Origin of the sequence: Vibrio superstes (genome assembly GCF_003569005.1) — a bacterium.
Classification (GTDB): domain Bacteria; phylum Pseudomonadota; class Gammaproteobacteria; order Enterobacterales; family Vibrionaceae; genus Vibrio; species Vibrio superstes.
Window position 1 is genome coordinate 1,350,364 of the sequence record NZ_BCUR01000001.1, and the last position, 17,127, is coordinate 1,367,490.

Below are 17,127 nucleotides of genomic sequence, written 5' to 3' on the forward strand. Positions count from 1 at the left end.
AAACTCTAAATTCAGAATGAGAAAAAAACCTAAATTTCTTTTTTCCTGCGTTGTGAATGGGACTTTCGGGGCCGATTCGACCTGATAGAGTGATTGTGAAATCAATCAAATCAATAAGGTGGACATCATGTTGAGATTCTTCGGTGCAATGTTTGTTGCAATAGTGGTACTGCTGTCTTGCTCAGTAGGGGTATACAAAGCGCAAGATGATACGGTAAACCTGTATGAGTGCGCTAATCTTCAATGTCGGTACACGAGTGAAGTATTGGAAGGTAACTACTACATAGGGTTTGAAGATAAAGGGTGGGTAACGTTGTTGATGTCAGGCAACCAAGCGGTGCTTTCTGATGAGCTCGAGCTTCAATTTATGGGGTTTAACCCCTGGGTTGAAGGGATGAATTGGGTGCATTGGATGTTGATGCTTTGGGTCGCGTATATCGCGTTTACTTCCGCTAAATATCGAATGCGCTATGACATTTTGGATGTGCGCTTCAGAATGATTCAAGACGAACTGTCCGACAAGTTGGCGGAACTGGCTCGGTACAAAGGAAAGCAAGAGTTCTAACATGAGACAGGGTACAACAGCACTCCACAGTCGGAGCGCTGTTGTACCAATCGCCCAGTGATTACTCGGATGGGGCTTCGTCTTGAACGTTATCTTCTCCCGAATCTTTAAACTCTTCCGGTAATACACCTTCAACAAAGGCTAATCGCAACTTCCACAGTTCGCTTTTCAAGTATGATGTATTGTGCTCTGTCATCTTGATGTGGTGCTCTATCTTCTCAATATGCTCATTAAATTGATTGTATTTCATACCTTTTACCTCACGCTGAATTAATGGTATTTGTAGACCTGAATTGGCTTTCAACTGAGTTAGGTGAAGTAACTGCATTTAATTTTGGAGTTGTGTTTTTTATACGGTTATGGATATTGAGTCATCAAAATAGGGAAGGCATCTATGATGAGAGACGTCCGCTATCGCAAGTAGGCGAGGGTGATATCAGGCCGAAGGTGCCCTAATTCTTGAGACACAGCTTTTAGCGCGTCTTCGTATCGACAATAACGCATCAGTGTTTCCATTCGTTGTTGAGCATAGGTGTGTCTCAATCCGTGTGCTCCATGGCTCCAGTTAAGCACTCTTGTGGACGCTTTTGAGAATGAATCTGACCATTGCTTACCAAAGCCAATGTCGTAGTAGGTTTTGTAAGGAATATCTCTATCAGTTCGCCAGATAGGCTTTTCAAGCCGTCGTTCTTCCAATTCATCAGCGAGCGCTCTTGGAAGCCTTGCTTCCCTGCATAAACCCCCTTTACCAACGACAGTGTATGCGACCCAATCCTCCTGTCCTGCAAAGCGATATTCTGAATGGGCCTCTCGAAAATCGGGCTCTCTTTCTTCTTTAGGCAATAGGGTTCCCAGTTCATGGGCTCTGAAGCCTGCTGCTGCCGCAATACGAGTAGTCAGAGAGTGTCTGTCGCTTTGAGCCTGTTGAATCAAGTCAATTTGTTCATCGTCATAAGCTCGGGAGCGGGTGACTTCTTCTAGCTCAGTCTCTATGACCTCAAGGGTTTGCTTTTGGGCTAATTCACCGTTGTATCGCAGCAGAGACTGAATGGCTTGTCGGTCCATATCTAATTGCTTCTGACCCACGCAGACAGCGCGGTCTGTAAGAAACTGCATGGCGTGTTCTTTGGTGGCATGCCGAAGGCTGGTGCTCTTGTTGAGATTTAAATGCTGGGTGAACAGAGTGAGAGAGCGAGCGTAGTTTCGCTTGGTCCCCAAGCTGGGAAGGTTCAGTTTTTTCATCACATTCGAGGTTTGTTTCTTTGCGACTTTTAAGGGGTTTTTAATCTTGGTCATGTTTCTTAATCCATCGGTAAACGGTAGTTCGAGCTACCTTGATTTTTGTGTTGGTGAGCAGCCATGCATGTATTTCAGTGGTATTAGCCCCATTGCAATACAGCGCCAAAATCTGAAAGCCATACTTGTTTAACTTTGACGCAAGATAGCGCTTGCTTTTGCGTTGTATTTTTCGTTTTTCTCGCAGATTTTTGAGTTCTTTCTCAGCATTGAATTCTTCCATTACTTACTCACATTATTCGTTCGAGACCTCGTTAGAAATACCTCTTTAGGTACCGGTCTGAGTCTTCGACTTAATGCTTGTCAGCGTGCGAGAGACTTCAGCGTGTTTGACCACTTTTAACCCTTTCTCGAGCGGTTTCTTCTCGTCTTGAATGGGTCAAGTTCCCCTGTTTCATCTGTTCAGCTCAGGAAAGTCATGCTTTTCAGCGCCCGATGTCGGTGGGCTCCGGCTCTGCTCTGTGGCTAGACTCGATTTCGTCTGTTCGAGGTCAGTCGGTCCCGTCAATTCAGACATTTCGGTCTTAACGTGACGAGTCATATCGCTTCCTGCTCTTTTATGAGCCTCTATACCTACCAATGCAGGCTCCGGTTCGAGAGTCCGGACGCGTTAGTGCTTTGCACTGTTACTTTGGGTATGCGTAAAAGTCAGGGAGGAAAGTAGTGTCGTGCTCCAAAAGTGGAGCTTTTGGTGTGCGTGTGCTTGTCACTGTGGTTTTGAGCGCGTTAGCGCGGTGAAGCCTTATGCAGATTTAGGCCTCGCTGTGTCGAAAGTGTTCGACACAGCGAGGCCGATAGGCCGAGAAAATTTTTGAGCCCATGCACAAATCAGTGTGTATGGGCGAGGAGATTTTAAGGCGTTAAAAAGAACGCAAGGAGATTGCAATTTCGTAGATAACGGAAAGCATTAGCTTTGATGGTTTTAGCTTGGATAAAGTAGGGAGGACATTCAATAGCATGTCTTCTCAAAGAGATATTATCTCGACATAAAGATGAGTTGCTAATTTGGCAACCAACAACAATTGAACTAAACAGATGTGGAAAGGCATCGATTGTCTATATTTAGCTTTTAAAAGTAACATTTTGACGTACAATGCGTACCAAGTATTATATGTTGTTTTTGTCTGGAATATCCAATATTCTATTGTTGGCGCAAAATGGTAGCACGTGAAGACGATGGTTCGCGTACACTTCGTCACGTAGTTTACTGCCAGCAATTTGTGAATAGAAAGCGGCACTTTGATAATAGATATTGACGAGTCAGGCGCATATAAAGATTAGATTTGAGAAAGGTGCCAAGTTCAGGCCCAGTTTAAGACACTTTAGCAACAACTGTGTTTCTCTAGGTCTAACCAAAGATGAAGTTTCTGTACGATTAAAAGTTTCGACTAAAGCAGATCTGATAACTTTAATCGATTGCTTTGCGCGAAGATTTTCTCTGCATTAGTGTGACTAGCGCTATACCGCGGATAACAAATGAACTTATCCTACAAAATGAAATCAAATGTGCTTAATAACCACATTTGAACGGGTGTATCACTAGTAATCTAGGGTGTAACCATGGCTTGATGTTGAATAAGAGATATTCTGATAAGAGACAGTATTTGTCTCTAGTGGCTGTTAAATTTTAACTCGAGTCTTTCTTTGCATTTACCAACATCGCATGCAATTAGGCTGAACACATTTATATGATTTTTGACTACTCGACCTACTGAAAATTATGAAAATAGAAGAATTTGTACAGCAAATCACCGCAGTAAATAGAGCTTGGAAAGTAGCTCAAGAAGATTGTGATAACTACATCAATACACATATAGCGAAAATATTGCAGGAGCAAAAGTCTGCCTGGCAGGTTGAGTTTTACCGGTCTTATCCTACAAGTGTTTGGTTTAAAACAGATGTAGAAAACTTTCCTTCTGGTGACGTTTTTAGCGTTAGATTTGGCAATGAAGCAGTCAGGTCTACAGATGGAGATTCTAAATGGAATGCCGAACATATACCTAAGATTTTGCTTAAATCTCTTTTAACTGAATCAGAATACTTAATAGCTACACAACCAAAAGTTTGATTATGTCCTTAATTAATATTGTATTTATCTCATTTACAGTCGTTCTAGCAATTAGCTGTCTGGCGAAACTTCTATCATCTAAAGCACGGCATACTAAGACACTTGAGAAGATAGAAACTTCCTTTGAGGAGTTGGTATCTAGCAGAGGTGTACCGCTCTTTCAATTGAGTGATGAAGCGCAACTCTTAGCGAGCCAATCATGCGCGACACATAAAAGCAACAAGGGAAAGTTACTTTCTTTCGAAGATTCTTCAGTACTTCTACTTCGCTCTGTTGATTCAATTGTTACTCCTTTCAATAGTACTGCTTATAAATCGGTACCAGCAATACTTACAACAATAGGTATTTTGGGTACCTTTGTTGGTATTACTTTAGGTCTTGGTGCTCTTGACGGAATGAGTAAAGACTCCTCGAAACTCGTTGAACAAGCGATGGGGTTGATGGAAGGTTTAGGGACCGCATTTCTGACCTCAATCGCAGGTATGGCCGCTAGTTTTATTTTTATGATTATTCTTTCTTGGGCCATTGCAACTCAGGCTAAGAAGAGAAATGCACTTCTTCTCGAAATCCAACAAAGCTCAAAGTTGATCTCAGGTAATGATTTACTTCATCAATTGGTAGAGCATCAAAAAGAGAGCAAAAATGATTTAGCTGATTTTTCTGGGCTTATATCAGCTATCCAGCAATTAGTTGCTAAACCATCAGCGTTGTCAGCTTCTGAGTATCAAGAAATATCTGCTCGCAATACAGAAATTGTCGAAGGTAGAATTGATGAGCTTAAATCCGCCGTCTCTCACGAATTACAATCTCTGCAACAAGATGAGCAGTTACTAGCAAAAACTATTGCTCAGAGCCTTTCGGATTCCCTCAAAACTGAAGTTACTCAGCCAATTGCGCATGAGCTGTCAGCAATCACTACTAAAGTCAGTGTTATTGATGCTTTAGTTGAGAAAACAGTTACTCAGGAGCAGTTTGAGGAGAGTCTTTCTCATTCAGTAACTGTTCCAACCGTTCATAAACTGGAAGAGGTTATTACGGAAAACCGCCAGATGAACGAAGCGATGTTTGCTCTTTCAAGCGTACTTGAAAACTTTTCTGAGTCTCAGGCCACCCCCCTAACTGAAGAGCAGCTGGTCGACGCATTGAAGAAAGAGTTAGCAGAACCAATTGGTATTCGACTTAGTCAGAACAACCAAACTACGCATGAGGTAAGCGAAGGAATCTCTGAACTATCAGTAGTTATGTCTCAACTTGTGAATTCTACTCTGACTCAAGAGCAATTGATCAATGCAATGCAAGCTGAACTGGAACAACCGATTAGGGCACGACTTGACCAAAACAACCAAACTGCCCATGAAATTAGTGAAGGTATCTCTGAACTAACGGAAATAACCTCACTAATGAAGGGCTCTGCTTTGACTTATCAACAGTTGAGCAAAGTACTTCAAGACGAGGTACAAAACCCACTGAGTAGTCGCTTGGATCAAAATAACGAAACGGCAAATGAAATCAAACTTGGTATAGAAGACCTCTCGCGTTCGCGCATGGAAGAATTTGAGCACCTGGTTGAGAAAATGGGTGAAGAGGTAGTTCTGCCAGTAACTTCTGAACTGAGTGAAACAAACAAAATTGTGTCTCGTTTTGCAGATGTTACCGACGAACTGACCACACAGGTTGGTGAGTCAAACATTGAAATGGCGAAAGCTACCGCTGAGCTGGTGAAATTCCAAAACGATACTCTAGGCAAGCTAGATAGTTTTGCAGGTTCACTTGACCGTTCGTTAAATGAATTTGCAGACAATAGTACCAAAGCGCTGTCTGAAATCTCTGAAGAAGTTACCGGTATTGTTAAGCTGGGCAATGAATCCATAGAGAAGCAGACTAAGGCCTTCTCAACCATCATCGCAGACTCCAAGGAGATGTTTGACGAGCAGGCTAATACGCTTCGCACCGTCGGGGATGAATCCGCTAAGCTGATGAGCTGTGCTCGCCAAGAACTCGAAGCAGGTCTTGGTGATATTGATAGTAAGGTCGCTCGCATGTCAAATACTGTGCAAACAGAGCTTGAGAGTTTCAGAGATGCCTATCAAGCAAACCTAACTCATTACTTTGAAGAACAGAATCGTCTACTCGATGATTCTTTGAATGAGCAGAAAAGTGGCCTGAACCAAGTAGTTGAGAACTTTAGAGGCGTCTTTGAAGAAGAGTACACCAAACGTAAAGAGCTTCTTAACGATCTAGATCAACAGTTCAAGCAGCTTGCAGATGCGGCAGATCGAGTCCAATCGATGGCGAAAGCGATGGGATTAGAGAAAGCAACTTGGGCAAGTGAAATCCAGTTGGTTCAGCAGTCAATAGGGCGCCAAGTAACAGAACTTGGTAAAGCTTTCTCAGAGTCTTCCTCTCAGTTCGTGGCCGTTGCCTCGCAAATTCGCCCAGAGATGGATGATTACTTTAAGCGTGCAAATAAGTCAGTTGAAGAGTACTTCTCTTCATTTGATGCTACTTCGTCTCGAATTTACGGTCGTTTGGATCGTGCAGTAGACCTAATGAGTACAGTCATTGAAGAAGCGCAACATGAAAAAGCCGAACTTGCTGACAAGAAAGAGCAGGTCGTTTAATGGAAAACCTTACTGATTCTTCAGAAGAGCTAATCGACGAAACAGGTACCTGGCTATCAATTAGTGATTTGATGGCTGGCTTGCTAATGGTATTTGCTTTGCTACTGATAGCAACATTGGCTCAGCTGTTTCAATACCAAGAGCAATCAAAGAGCAACCGAGTTGTTATTATTGAGGAAATTCAAAAAGGTTTAGAGAAAGCAGGTATCGAGTCTAAAGTCGACTTAGAAACAGGTTCCTTATCATTAATTGAAGGATTAAGTTTTTCAAATAATAGATCTAGTCTGGACAAATCTTCGCGACAATTTTTAAACAAGTTGATCCCTATCTACAGCCAAGCGATCTTCTTAAACGAAAAAACGTCTGAAGAGGTTTTACACTTGGTTATTGAAGGGCACTCTGCGCAAGGTGAAGGACAAGGACGTGCTATGTCATTGAGTTTAAGTCGAGCAGAGGCGGTGACATCTCATATAGAACAGATGATATTTGCTTACAAAGGCCGTTTTATCGAGAAAATCTTACCAGCAGCTAGAGGTAATTTGGACGCAGACACAAACTTATCTGTTGTTCAGAACAGAAAAGTGGTTTTTCGTTTTGAGTTCAAGAGTCATGACTTGACCGAGCTAGTGGGTAAATAGAATGAATCGAAACTCTTGGTTTTTAGAGCCAGCGTTGCCGTCAACCATAAAGGTTAGCTCTCTTACTCCTCCTCTAGGTGGAGGCAGTCATCAAAACCAGAATCCATCCAGCTCTTTTACGCAGAAGAAGCTCGTAGAGCTGATTGAAAAACTGGAAAAATCAGAGCCTTTGTCATCTCTTGAGTGGTTAATAGTGCTGCGCTCTGAAGAGGAATACCAGGGTCTTGAAGCATTAGAAAAAGAACGAGCAGTAAAAACAGTGTGGGCAGCTCTTGAAAGAGATGAAGAGAAGTTTTCAGAACTAGCTAAGAAGTTGGTTTCTGGGATGGCTCGCAACTATGTTGCTATAGCGAGCTGGCTGTTGGGTAGCTTCCCTCGTGTTTTGCCAAAGTCTTTTCCGAGGCTTATAAAACAACAAATAGAGATAGCGCGCTACTTGGTTGCGGAGCAATACTTGCTATGTGCAAAAGCGGCCTTGACCAATGGAAAGGGCATAGATCTGTTTTTCAGTGGCTTAGATCTTGAACATCAAGGTTCGCATATAATCGCTATCGCATTGCAGGCGGAAGTAGCAATGCCGTTGAACCCTTCCACTGCCCAACTGACTTGGTGGAGAAGCTGTCAAGACTTTGTTTCTGAAGACAATACGATCGAGCAACTTGAGCGTCTGCTGGAAAAAACAAGATCTATTAGCAGTCATTCACCATTTGAAAAATGGATAAAGCATCGCTGCTTGCCTGATTCTAAAAACACGATCTGGTATCGACTGTCAAAAGTATCGCAATTAAAGCTAAAGAGCTTTTTTAACGTTACTGAATATAAGTCGGTGTCAAAAATCTTCGAGCTTTTAATTGAGACCAGTGACGATAGCTCTCTCAACGAACGGCAGGTGAAGAACCTCAGAAGCCGTATCATGTTTTGGGCCAATTACAATGATGTATTTAAACGAGTCCGTTTCTTTCTCACAGATAGGTCATCTTCGATTTTGAGAGACAAAGTGAATCTCGATGAGCTTCGTATTCAAACCATGACGTCGTCACCACTCAATAATCAGAGTGAGATCTGCGTATTCGATATGGGTGACTACTTCTTGGTTGAGCGCTTTATTGGACCTCATTTTGATTTGGGAATTTTCGAACGAACAGATGCGCTTGAGCAAGCATTATTTGAGAGCGAGTATTTGGATGCTGAGACTATCAGCCAATTAGAACCTGATTGGGTTCATGACCATCTGAGTTACTACCAAAACCGGATCGCAAGATTTTTGAATAGCAAAGGAATAAGACCAGGAAAGAGAGCGCCAGCTCACTGGTTAAAATCGTTAGCCCCAGAACAACAAAGACAAGTCGATGACGATAGAGACAGGCGTTATCGGAATATATTAGACAAAGCAACTTACTTTAAAACAGGAAGAAGATTCTAATGAGTAGCATCTTTCAAGACCCATTGACGATTACCTTTAGTGCATTAATCATCATTGGCGCACTAATTACAGCATTTAAATTGCATGGTGCGACCGGAAAATTGATTAAACAACTTAATCAGGTAAACAGTGAACTTGGCAAGTTAAAGCACCAAGTTGAGTACGATGACAGCGGTAATGAAATTGAACAGGATTGGACTCCTAATTCAGCGTCTATTGCATATCAAAACTACGACAAGATGCATTCACTGATTCAAAAAGTAAAGTATCTAGCACCTTCATGGGGAGCTTATCGTAGAAGCATGCAGCTTCCGGATACTCACTACACCCGCAAACAGGGGCAACCGCCAGCACTGAGAAATACTTTACAGGTTAACTCAGTATTCAATATGGAGACGGTTGTTGAGCCACATGTGAATGTTCGTCAATACACGGCTATCCCGAACATGCTGACGGGCGCTGGTTTATTGTTTACCTTTGTTGGTTTGATGATAGGTATTGGTGAGGCTTCGGTAGGTCTAAGTTCATCAGATATTGAATCGGCTAAAGCTTCGTTAAACCCGCTTCTATCTGGCGCTAGCATTGCATTTACTACCTCTGTAGTGGGTATTATCTGCTCTATGATTTTCTCTTGGTATGAGAAGTCGCGCTTCCATAAATTAGAAATCACAGTGAAAGACTTTAGTGATTATTTAGCGTCGCATATTGAGATGATTGACTCAGATAAATTGGCTGCGATGCAACTTGAAGCAACTGAAGCTCAGACAAAAGCACTGTCTGATTTCCAAGTGGACCAACAACGAATTACCGATGACACCATTCGCCGTGTATCTCGTGAATTCCGAGAATCCTTACTGGAGACTGCAGGCACAGAGATCAAGCAGATGGGTGTTGTCCTTCAGGAGATGAATACAGGGTTGTTGTCTAATATCGAGCGTTTCTCAGACGCGCAAGACAAGACATTGGAGACGACTTCGAAACTGACTTCTAATCTAGAGGCCTCGGTTCAAAGCTTGACCCAACAGCTAGCGACTTCAGTGGATGAGATGTCGTCTCGTGAAAAAGAGGTGATTACTCACGTCGAGAGCGTAGTTTCGGCGATGACAGATACAGTTCAAACGAAAGTAGTGGAGATTTCTGAGAACTACACAACCACCATGCGCGAAACGTCCGCTGAGTTTGCGAATATCCCGCAGCAGTTGGCTCAGCTAACGTCTGAACACATGAATAGTTCATTGCAGCAATATCAAACACTGACCAGTGAAATGTTGCCACAGATGCTAGAGCAGGTAGCAGAGAGTCTGAGTGAGCAGGTTTCTAATCTAGCTCAGCAGATGCGCACTGCAGAGTCTGCTGTAGCAGATTCGATAGCTCAACTTCCTTATGTGGTTGATAGTTTCAAGAAGATGAATACAGAGCTCGTTGGCAATGTTCAAGTGGTTAATCAGCTGAACTCAAGCTCGATGAACTGCTTGGAAGGATTCAACCAAGTGATGACTAACTTAAACTCTGCATCGCATCAGTTCGTTGAGGCTAACCAACAAACAAGTGACACGCTTCAGCAGTTCCAAGGCTTGGTTGAGCAAGTTCAAGTTAGCGTTATGACTACCGGCCAATCAAACAAAGCTATCTCAAATGCCGCAGAGCAACTGAATTCACTTGTTTCCTCGCAGGCTGGTTTTGCTGCTCAGTTTGAAGCTTCTCTGAATCAGTCTTTTGATCAACTCAATCAAGGCTTAGAACAATACGTTACCCACGCAAATAACCAGCTACTGAACATGGACAGCAAGTCTGCAGATGTTGCTAACAACCTAATGGAAGCGGCGAATGAGATTGGTGCGCTAGTAAACGATCTTTCGAGTACTGAGTATAAGAAGGCAGCTCAAGCGTGAGAATAAAGAGACACGGTGAAGAATCAAGCTACATGATGTCTGTTTCAGACATCATGTCTGGTTTGATGTTCATCTTCATAATTACCCTTGCGATCTTTGTTATCGACTTCTTGATTTCGTCGAGAGAACATGAAGAAAAGTTGCAAGAGTTGACTCAGATCCTGAGTAAATTTGAAGAGAATGATCGCATGCGTGGCGCCATGCTGACCGATATTCAAGATGCGCTAGCTAAACGTAGCATCGAGGTAGATATCGATGTGGAGCATGGTGTGCTTCGCCTAAATGAGAATGCTATCCGATTTTCTACGGGGTCGGCAGATCTGCGAGGAACGCAGCTAGACCGTTTGGAGGTTGTGGCTGAAGTACTAGCAGAGATTTTACCTTGTTATGGTAGTAACCAACCTGATAATGGAAAGTGTTTAGTTGATACTCAGGGTAAGATTGATTCTGTCTTTATTGAAGGACACACGGACAATGTCCCTATTGGAGGGCGACTTGCTCAAAAGTATAAGGATAACTGGGAGCTATCTGCGGATAGAGCCATGTTTACTTATCGTGAAGTTACTATCAGTCAGCCTCTGCTTGCTTCAATGCTAAATACCAATACTCAACCAGTGATCAGTGTGAGTGGCTACGGTGAGGGTAGGCCTGTTCCTGGACATGAACATCCTTATCCCAAAAGCGATCCTATCAACCGACGTATTGACTTCAGATTTATTATGACGCCACCAACAGTCACTGAGGCTCAAAATGCAATGGAGGGGAATCTCTGATGAGTAACTTCAGAGTCGCATCGTCATTGACTCATGCTTCGAGGCATATAGGCTCGCAATTAATGAATCAATCTTGGGCACCGACAGATGATGAGTTGCGTATTGGCTTTAAGCATACAGAGCGTTTAGCTCAGCAAAAACAGTTAAACACCAAGAACGTTTCTCTCTACGGTCAGAGGGTTATGGCGCATTTATGTGTTTTAGAGCCCTCGAAGCGAGCTGCTATGGGTAATGTACTGGAAGTCGAAGATTTCTGGCCACAAGCTCACTCGGTTTTTAAGTCACGCAACGATGTCATTAGCTGTGATGTACTTCTAACCAATATAGATAATCTGGCTCAGTCCAAGCTTTCGACGAAACTGCCAGAGCTAGCATCTGATATTTTTAATCTTTCATTAAATGTGAAGCTTGGTTCTAGTAGAGCTAAGCGCTTCGCATCCAATCATCAAGGAACTTTAGATAAAGGTGTTAGTAGCTTTGTTGGAGGTATAGAAGCTCAGCAGCTAGAGTGGATAGATGAAAAATTTGAACTCTTTAGCAGCTTAACAACAGAATTTGTCGATTCGCCTAATTTCCACTGGGTGAACCATTTCTTCCGCGTCTATGTGAAGCAAGGGTTTGTTTCTAATATCGATGTCTATTGTTCAGCAGAGACGTTGTCCGAGCTTCGTCGCTACATACCTCAAAGCACAGCACTGAGAGAGATTAGCGGTAAGGACATTTACGTGGTCATGCAGATTGGAAACGCTGTTGTTGCTTACTCAACGCAAGCCGAGGAATGTTTTATCGCTGAGCTAGGCACTAAAGTAGCCACCTTTAATGAGGTTGTTTACCAGTTGCCAGTACTCAAGTACAACCTAGGTATTCACTTGAGCAAAACCGGACTGTGGCAGTATCGAGCTTCATACATGCTAAAGAATGCGACAAAATTTGCACCTAAACGTGCTGACTACATGGTGAAGTAACGTGGCGAGTAAAAAATACTCAGACGATGGAAGCTATATTCTTTCTGTCTCAGACATCATGTCAGGTTTGATCTTTGTATTCATTATATTGCTCGCTGTGTTCATGATTTCTTTGATGACAGCAAACGAAGATAGCTTGCGTAAAGAGAATGAATATCAAGCCAATCTCGCAAAACTCAAAAGTAGAGAAGCGGAGCTTATTGAAAAAGAGCAGCAAGCCAACAAGATGCGAGTCAGCCTTGAGCAAAAGAATGCAGAGCTACTGAAGAAAGAAGTGGCATCTAAGGAGCTGCAGACGAAGCTTGAAGAACAGAACGATAAGCTGGTTACCGAGAGAAACGTCGCGAGAGGATACCTATCTGAGATAGCGAAAAATTCGCAAACTCGAGAGGCTTTACTTGAAGATATCGAAAGCACACTTCAGAAGCATGGGCTGGTGGTAGACATGGATATGAAGCATGGCGTGATGCGCCTTGGTGAAGATGCGATTCTCTTTCCAACAGGTAAAGCGACTCTGAATGACGCTTATCTTGAGCGTTTGCAGACAGTTTCCAATGTTCTGTCGCAGATTCTTCCTTGTTATGCAGCAATACAGCCGGAAAACCTGCAGTGTCTTCCTGAAACCAAAGGAAAACTGAACTCGGTCTTCATTGAAGGACACACCGACAATGTTCCAATCAGAGGTGCATTGCTAAACCAGTTTGCAGACAACCGAGATCTATCCACCGCACGAGCCAATTACACATTCAATAAGCTGGTTAATGATACTGAGCTTTTGAAGCAGATGCAGAACGAGCAACAGCAGCCTGTATTTAGTGTCAGTGGTTACGGTGACGACAGGCCAGTGGCAGATCATGCTCATCTTGAGCCAACTAATGATCCCAAGAATAGGCGTATAGATTTTAGGTTCATTATGTCGCCACCTTCTACCACAGATGTTGAGAAAGCTCTCGATGGGAACCTAGGATAGTTATTTGATAGTTTATTAAAAATCATGTTTGGTCTCGAACGTGGTTTTTTCTTAAACGATATGGCGCAAAGTGATCAGCATAACCTCACAGTCATAGATAGTATGGTTATGTGATGTGCATGAGTTCATCAATGTATAAAGCTTGCCCATGAACAATCACATATGAAATGACGCATCTCAGGAAATGAGGAGTTCGAATGCTTACACCTATTATCGAAGTCTGTGATGATATGAGAATATCCATTCACCATTTCCGGGTAGAATTTGGATAATGAATAAAATTCCCAAGAGCAAATTAAACTCCAATGTGAACCTTCGGAAGATCTTCAAGCAGTGCGTCTACTACATGAGTTTCAAAAAAGTTAGAGCGTCAAAACAGTTACAAATTTTAAGTGAAGTTACATCTAGTATAAGTGAATCATAGCTTTGACAGATTTTTTCAAGCTATACCTACAGGTTAAGGAAGCCTCGACGAGCAGTGAGTGTGTTACAAATAACGATCAACTGGTAACTGACTTACTCCATCATTCATGACGGCTGTGGTTATTTTATATCGACAGCCAATAATTTAATAAGCGGTCATCTTGTGATATCTAATACTTCTAACATATCTACACAGTCAGTTTCTGACTGGCTTAAACAATTCTGCCTTACTCGCAGTGATAAAATTCATTCTAATCAACCACTTTACCAGCTTCATATGACTCAATCGGAATATCGCGAGTTGGAGGTAGTGTTATCGAAAAGCCGAGATTTCCAACACACGTTACGTTTTACTAAAGAGTGGTGTGGCGCATTCACTCTTTATTGTGCGGAGTGGTTTAGGCGAGAGTATACCCAGAATTGGAGCTGGGAACCTATTTTTAACCGTTTAAAGTTTCGTCTATCGTCTGGCGATATTAGTGAAGCGATCCCTATGGGGCTTGAGGATTATTGGGGTAAAACTTTGTCGCGTTACAGCCAGTCTAATCGTAATGATTATTTAGGTTCTTTGTTTAGAGAGGGTGGGTTACCTTCTAATTTACTATCGCAGAATGACAATCACTATCAATGGACCTTTAACTCGGTGTTTGACAAGTACCAGGTCGCAAAAGAATTTGGTGATAGTGCGGTCAATGCCTACATTAGCAGTAAGGTTGTGTACCTTCCAGAATCGCTGCAAGGTGAAGAGTCAATAGAACTGATTCGAAACATGGTAGAAAAGCTAGACAGTTTTGTACACACCTACAATCTCGATGAACAAGCCGACCCAGTTGACTACCTAGAGCAAAATTATCCTCAATGGCGCGAAGTGTTCCCTTTACCATTGGATAGCGCTACAGGCACTTCGTTCTTAAGTCAGTTGCTTTCACGCGCAACGGAAGAAGTGCGTAAGGTAGCAAAGAAACGCCGCGATTTACGTTGTAAACACTATATCGATTTCGCTAACCAAAGTGTGATTAGTGATGTTTTATTACCGCTGAACATCATATTTGATATAAACCCAGTTCAATTGAGTAGTAGTCGAATTGAACTGGCTATCTTTGAAGGTGAGCGTCACTTAGCATCCCTTGGTACCTGCTTTGCTCAGTTTGAAAATGACAAAACGGTTGTTCGAATTCGCCAAAGTTTAGCATCAGTAGTGCGTGATTCGACAGGCAGTGAACTGTACGTTGTCGCATTGCAATCGGGTAGGCAGTTAGCTCAAGAGAGACTTGCAGGCAGTGCGGTTGATTGCGAAGAAACACCACTTACGTTAGTTCCGAGTGATGGTCGATGGCTCGTCGCAGGGCAAGCCACAGCCCGTACTAAGGTAGAAGAGGTTCTCGTACTGGCGCCAAGGTTTACAGAGTACACATTACAACGTGGTAGTTACACTCGTAATCCATTGCTCGTATTCCGGAGTTTAGAAACCTATACCTTAGAGGGGAAGGTTTCTCTTTCATTAGAGAATGGAGATACGTTTGTCATTACTACTGGTGCAGAATACTATGCTGATGATGTCTTCACTTTAAAGGGAGACCTTCTACCTTGGAAAACCATACCATCTCTAGTGTTTAAAGGCGTGCCGAAAATTGCAACGCAAGACGTTGGAGATATTGGCCTTGGCTTGAGTACCTACTTAAATGGTGAAGTTGCCCACAGCCTTGCTCCATCAGAAGTTAATGGTCGCCAGTTGTTGTCAGTCAAAAACCGTGACAACGAGGTGCTACTTAGAAAACGAATAGGTATTCTTCCTAAAGACTTTAAGTTGGAGTTGGTTCCGGGTGTGACTCCTTCAGAAGGTCGCGTACTTGTTTCCAGCCAGTCGCCACTCGTAGCGCATATTACAAACAAAGAGTTACAAGCTTCAGTTAAAAAGCCAGAAACAGGTATAACAGAGATTTATTTGAATTCTAATGGAATGCCTCCTGCGACGTTTGCACTAAATATTCAAGCTTCTTTGCTGTCTGAGCCCATTACTCTGATTGTGCCATATCCATCGACAGGTGTAACTGCGTTCAATGGAAACGGACTGCCTTTACAACGTCGTTTGTCGCTCGAAGATTTAGTCGGGAGTCGTATCAATCTCTTCACTCAGCAGGGAAGGCCAACACTTTACGAAATTACATTACTGAATTTATCTAAGCACAGTTCAGGACGCCGAGCTGCAAGCTTCAATTGGGATTACCGTGTAATCGACAAGCCTGTTGAGGTCAGCTTATATGGTCTTCGAGATCATGTCCTTGAACTACTATCGTTGAGCGAAAACTTAGACTGTGAGGTCGAACTTTCAATCAAAGGCTGTGGGCGAACGGAGCGTTTCGTCATTAGCTATTACTCAACGACTGTTAGCTACTACGATACAGGTACCAACTTAGTGAGCTTAAATAGTCGCACGCTGAGAGATGCATCTGGGGTTAAGGCGATCCTAACGGATCTCACTAAACCTGAACAAGCGCCACATCCACTAATCAGTCGTGTTAGCGAAGGGGTCGACACGGGAGAATATGAGCTCCCAAGTTTTCTGAATGATGGTGGACCATGGTTAGTATTACCGGCTGAAAACTCCAAAGTTGCATTTCGAGCTCGTTTCATTGCTAGCGATAAAAAAGATAGCGATGTTTTAGAAATCAATACATTGCAAAAAGCGGCCCGAGCATTTAATCCTCGTGATGAAGTGACCAGTATTGCAAAAGTGATTTCGCAAATGGCTGATGATTGGAACCATAGCGGTTGGACATATTTGCAAAGCACATGGAAGCAATTTCAATATTTACCAATGTCCACTTTTGAAGTGTGGCGTCATTTAGTACGAAACCCTAAAGCACTTGCCATCGCTTTGTTCAAATTTGATATGGACGCACAGTTTATCGCAAAACTTGAGACTCAACTGCCTGTTGTGTGGGAATTTGTACCGATCCAATGTTGGTTGGACGCTAAGAAGTTGTTTGGTGATGCTTTGCAAAAGCTTGGTGTAACTGGCGAAATGCAAGCAGATCTATTGGGCAAAATGATAGACAAGTTAACGCAGGAAATTTCTTCGCTTTCAGCCCTAGCACAATACCTTAAAAACGAAAAACTAGCTCAGCCATTTCCCATTCAGATCATGCAACCAATGATTCAAGGGCAGTGGTATCAAGATTTACTACGGCTACATAGTGATAATGATCATTGGCCGAATGATGGAGGGGACGACTTGCGTCAAATGTGTTCCTCCCTGGGTCTCATGCCATTCGACTTGACGGTAAATGCAGGGTATCAAACTGGTGTTGTATATGCGCCAATCTTTGCAGCTGGCGTCGCCTGTGGTCGAGTACCACAAGAAATTATTTCACGTTTTGAGCACAAAATGTTATTCGATTTTCGCCAGCTAAAAAACTTTGATCATCAATGGTTTGGTCCTTTGTTTAGTTACGTGGTCAACTACCTTACATGCAGCGCTTCTTAGGAGCAT

Annotated in this window: 14 protein-coding genes; 10 read left to right on the top strand and 4 right to left on the bottom strand. The window is 42.8% G+C overall.

Features of this window, described 5'->3' with window-relative positions:
* The first annotated feature begins 127 nt into the window (after positions 1–127).
* Positions 128–565, top strand: a complete 438-nt coding sequence (locus D5I41_RS05870; protein ID WP_119008959.1) for a hypothetical protein — start codon at positions 128–130, stop codon at positions 563–565.
* Between the two features lie 61 nt (positions 566–626).
* Here the strand turns inward: D5I41_RS05870 and D5I41_RS05875 are convergent, their stop codons facing one another.
* The 4 genes from D5I41_RS05875 to D5I41_RS21205 all read right to left on the bottom strand — a co-directional run bounded on the left by D5I41_RS05875 (position 627) and on the right by D5I41_RS21205 (position 2,402).
* A complete protein-coding gene (locus D5I41_RS05875) occupies positions 627–815 on the bottom strand; it encodes a hypothetical protein (RefSeq protein ID WP_119008960.1) in 189 nt (62 codons plus the stop codon).
* 161 nt (positions 816–976) lie between these two features.
* Positions 977–1,861: a site-specific integrase gene (locus D5I41_RS05880; RefSeq protein WP_119008961.1), complete on the bottom strand. Its 885-nt coding sequence runs from the start codon at positions 1,859–1,861 to the stop codon at positions 977–979.
* Positions 1,848–2,084, bottom strand: a complete 237-nt coding sequence (locus D5I41_RS05885) for a hypothetical protein (RefSeq protein WP_119008962.1) — start codon at positions 2,082–2,084, stop codon at positions 1,848–1,850. Before D5I41_RS05885 ends, D5I41_RS05880 begins: the two co-directional genes overlap by 14 nt.
* 171 nt (positions 2,085–2,255) lie before the next feature.
* Positions 2,256–2,402 carry a hypothetical protein gene (locus D5I41_RS21205; protein ID WP_162892800.1) on the bottom strand — a complete coding sequence of 49 codons (147 nt, stop codon included), beginning with the start codon at positions 2,400–2,402 and terminating at the stop codon, positions 2,256–2,258.
* Positions 2,403–3,581: 1,179 nt separating this feature from the next.
* Between D5I41_RS21205 and D5I41_RS05890 the strand changes: the two genes are divergently transcribed.
* The 9 genes from D5I41_RS05890 (at position 3,582) to D5I41_RS05930 (ending at position 17,121) form a co-directional block, all read left to right on the top strand.
* Complete coding sequence (locus tag D5I41_RS05890; protein WP_235868867.1) at positions 3,582–3,929, top strand: hypothetical protein; 348 nt, start codon at positions 3,582–3,584, stop codon at positions 3,927–3,929.
* 2 nt (positions 3,930–3,931) lie between these two features.
* Complete coding sequence (locus tag D5I41_RS05895) at positions 3,932–6,550, top strand: MotA/TolQ/ExbB proton channel family protein (RefSeq protein ID WP_119008964.1); 2,619 nt, start codon at positions 3,932–3,934, stop codon at positions 6,548–6,550.
* On the top strand, positions 6,550–7,188 hold the full coding sequence (locus tag D5I41_RS05900; protein ID WP_119008965.1) for an OmpA family protein: 639 nt from the start codon (positions 6,550–6,552) through the stop codon (positions 7,186–7,188). Before D5I41_RS05895 ends, D5I41_RS05900 begins: the two co-directional genes overlap by 1 nt.
* A gap of 1 nt (position 7,189) precedes the next feature.
* Entirely contained in the window at positions 7,190–8,611 is a 1,422-nt protein-coding gene (locus D5I41_RS05905) for a hypothetical protein (protein ID WP_119008966.1), read from the top strand.
* Positions 8,611–10,503: a hypothetical protein gene (locus D5I41_RS05910; protein ID WP_119008967.1), complete on the top strand. Its 1,893-nt coding sequence runs from the start codon at positions 8,611–8,613 to the stop codon at positions 10,501–10,503. Before D5I41_RS05905 ends, D5I41_RS05910 begins: the two co-directional genes overlap by 1 nt.
* Positions 10,500–11,276 (top strand): OmpA/MotB family protein, encoded by a 777-nt coding sequence (locus D5I41_RS05915; RefSeq protein ID WP_235868868.1) that lies wholly within the window; start codon positions 10,500–10,502, stop codon positions 11,274–11,276. Before D5I41_RS05910 ends, D5I41_RS05915 begins: the two co-directional genes overlap by 4 nt.
* A 62-nt stretch (positions 11,277–11,338) precedes the next feature.
* Positions 11,339–12,241 carry a hypothetical protein gene (locus D5I41_RS05920; protein WP_119008969.1) on the top strand — a complete coding sequence of 301 codons (903 nt, stop codon included), beginning with the start codon at positions 11,339–11,341 and terminating at the stop codon, positions 12,239–12,241.
* 1 nt (position 12,242) lies between these two features.
* Positions 12,243–13,211, top strand: coding sequence for an OmpA/MotB family protein (locus D5I41_RS05925; protein ID WP_119008970.1), 969 nt, complete (start codon positions 12,243–12,245; stop codon positions 13,209–13,211).
* A 586-nt stretch (positions 13,212–13,797) separates the two neighbouring features.
* Positions 13,798–17,121 (top strand): STY4851/ECs_5259 family protein, encoded by a 3,324-nt coding sequence (locus tag D5I41_RS05930; protein WP_119008971.1) that lies wholly within the window; start codon positions 13,798–13,800, stop codon positions 17,119–17,121.
* Positions 17,122–17,127: the final 6 nt, after the last annotated feature.

Coding starts and splice junctions, on each gene's coding strand:
- D5I41_RS05910 (WP_119008967.1), top strand. CDS start 8,611: ATGAGTAGCATCTTTCAAGACCCATTGACGATTACCTTTAGTGCATTA.
- D5I41_RS05875 (WP_119008960.1), bottom strand. CDS start 815: ATGAAATACAATCAATTTAATGAGCATATTGAGAAGATAGAGCACCAC.
- D5I41_RS05895 (WP_119008964.1), top strand. CDS start 3,932: ATGTCCTTAATTAATATTGTATTTATCTCATTTACAGTCGTTCTAGCA.
- D5I41_RS21205 (WP_162892800.1), bottom strand. CDS start 2,402: ATGACTCGTCACGTTAAGACCGAAATGTCTGAATTGACGGGACCGACT.
- D5I41_RS05885 (WP_119008962.1), bottom strand. CDS start 2,084: ATGGAAGAATTCAATGCTGAGAAAGAACTCAAAAATCTGCGAGAAAAA.
- D5I41_RS05880 (WP_119008961.1), bottom strand. CDS start 1,861: ATGACCAAGATTAAAAACCCCTTAAAAGTCGCAAAGAAACAAACCTCG.
- D5I41_RS05920 (WP_119008969.1), top strand. CDS start 11,339: ATGAATCAATCTTGGGCACCGACAGATGATGAGTTGCGTATTGGCTTT.
- D5I41_RS05870 (WP_119008959.1), top strand. CDS start 128: ATGTTGAGATTCTTCGGTGCAATGTTTGTTGCAATAGTGGTACTGCTG.
- D5I41_RS05890 (WP_235868867.1), top strand. CDS start 3,582: ATGAAAATAGAAGAATTTGTACAGCAAATCACCGCAGTAAATAGAGCT.
- D5I41_RS05900 (WP_119008965.1), top strand. CDS start 6,550: ATGGAAAACCTTACTGATTCTTCAGAAGAGCTAATCGACGAAACAGGT.
- D5I41_RS05905 (WP_119008966.1), top strand. CDS start 7,190: ATGAATCGAAACTCTTGGTTTTTAGAGCCAGCGTTGCCGTCAACCATA.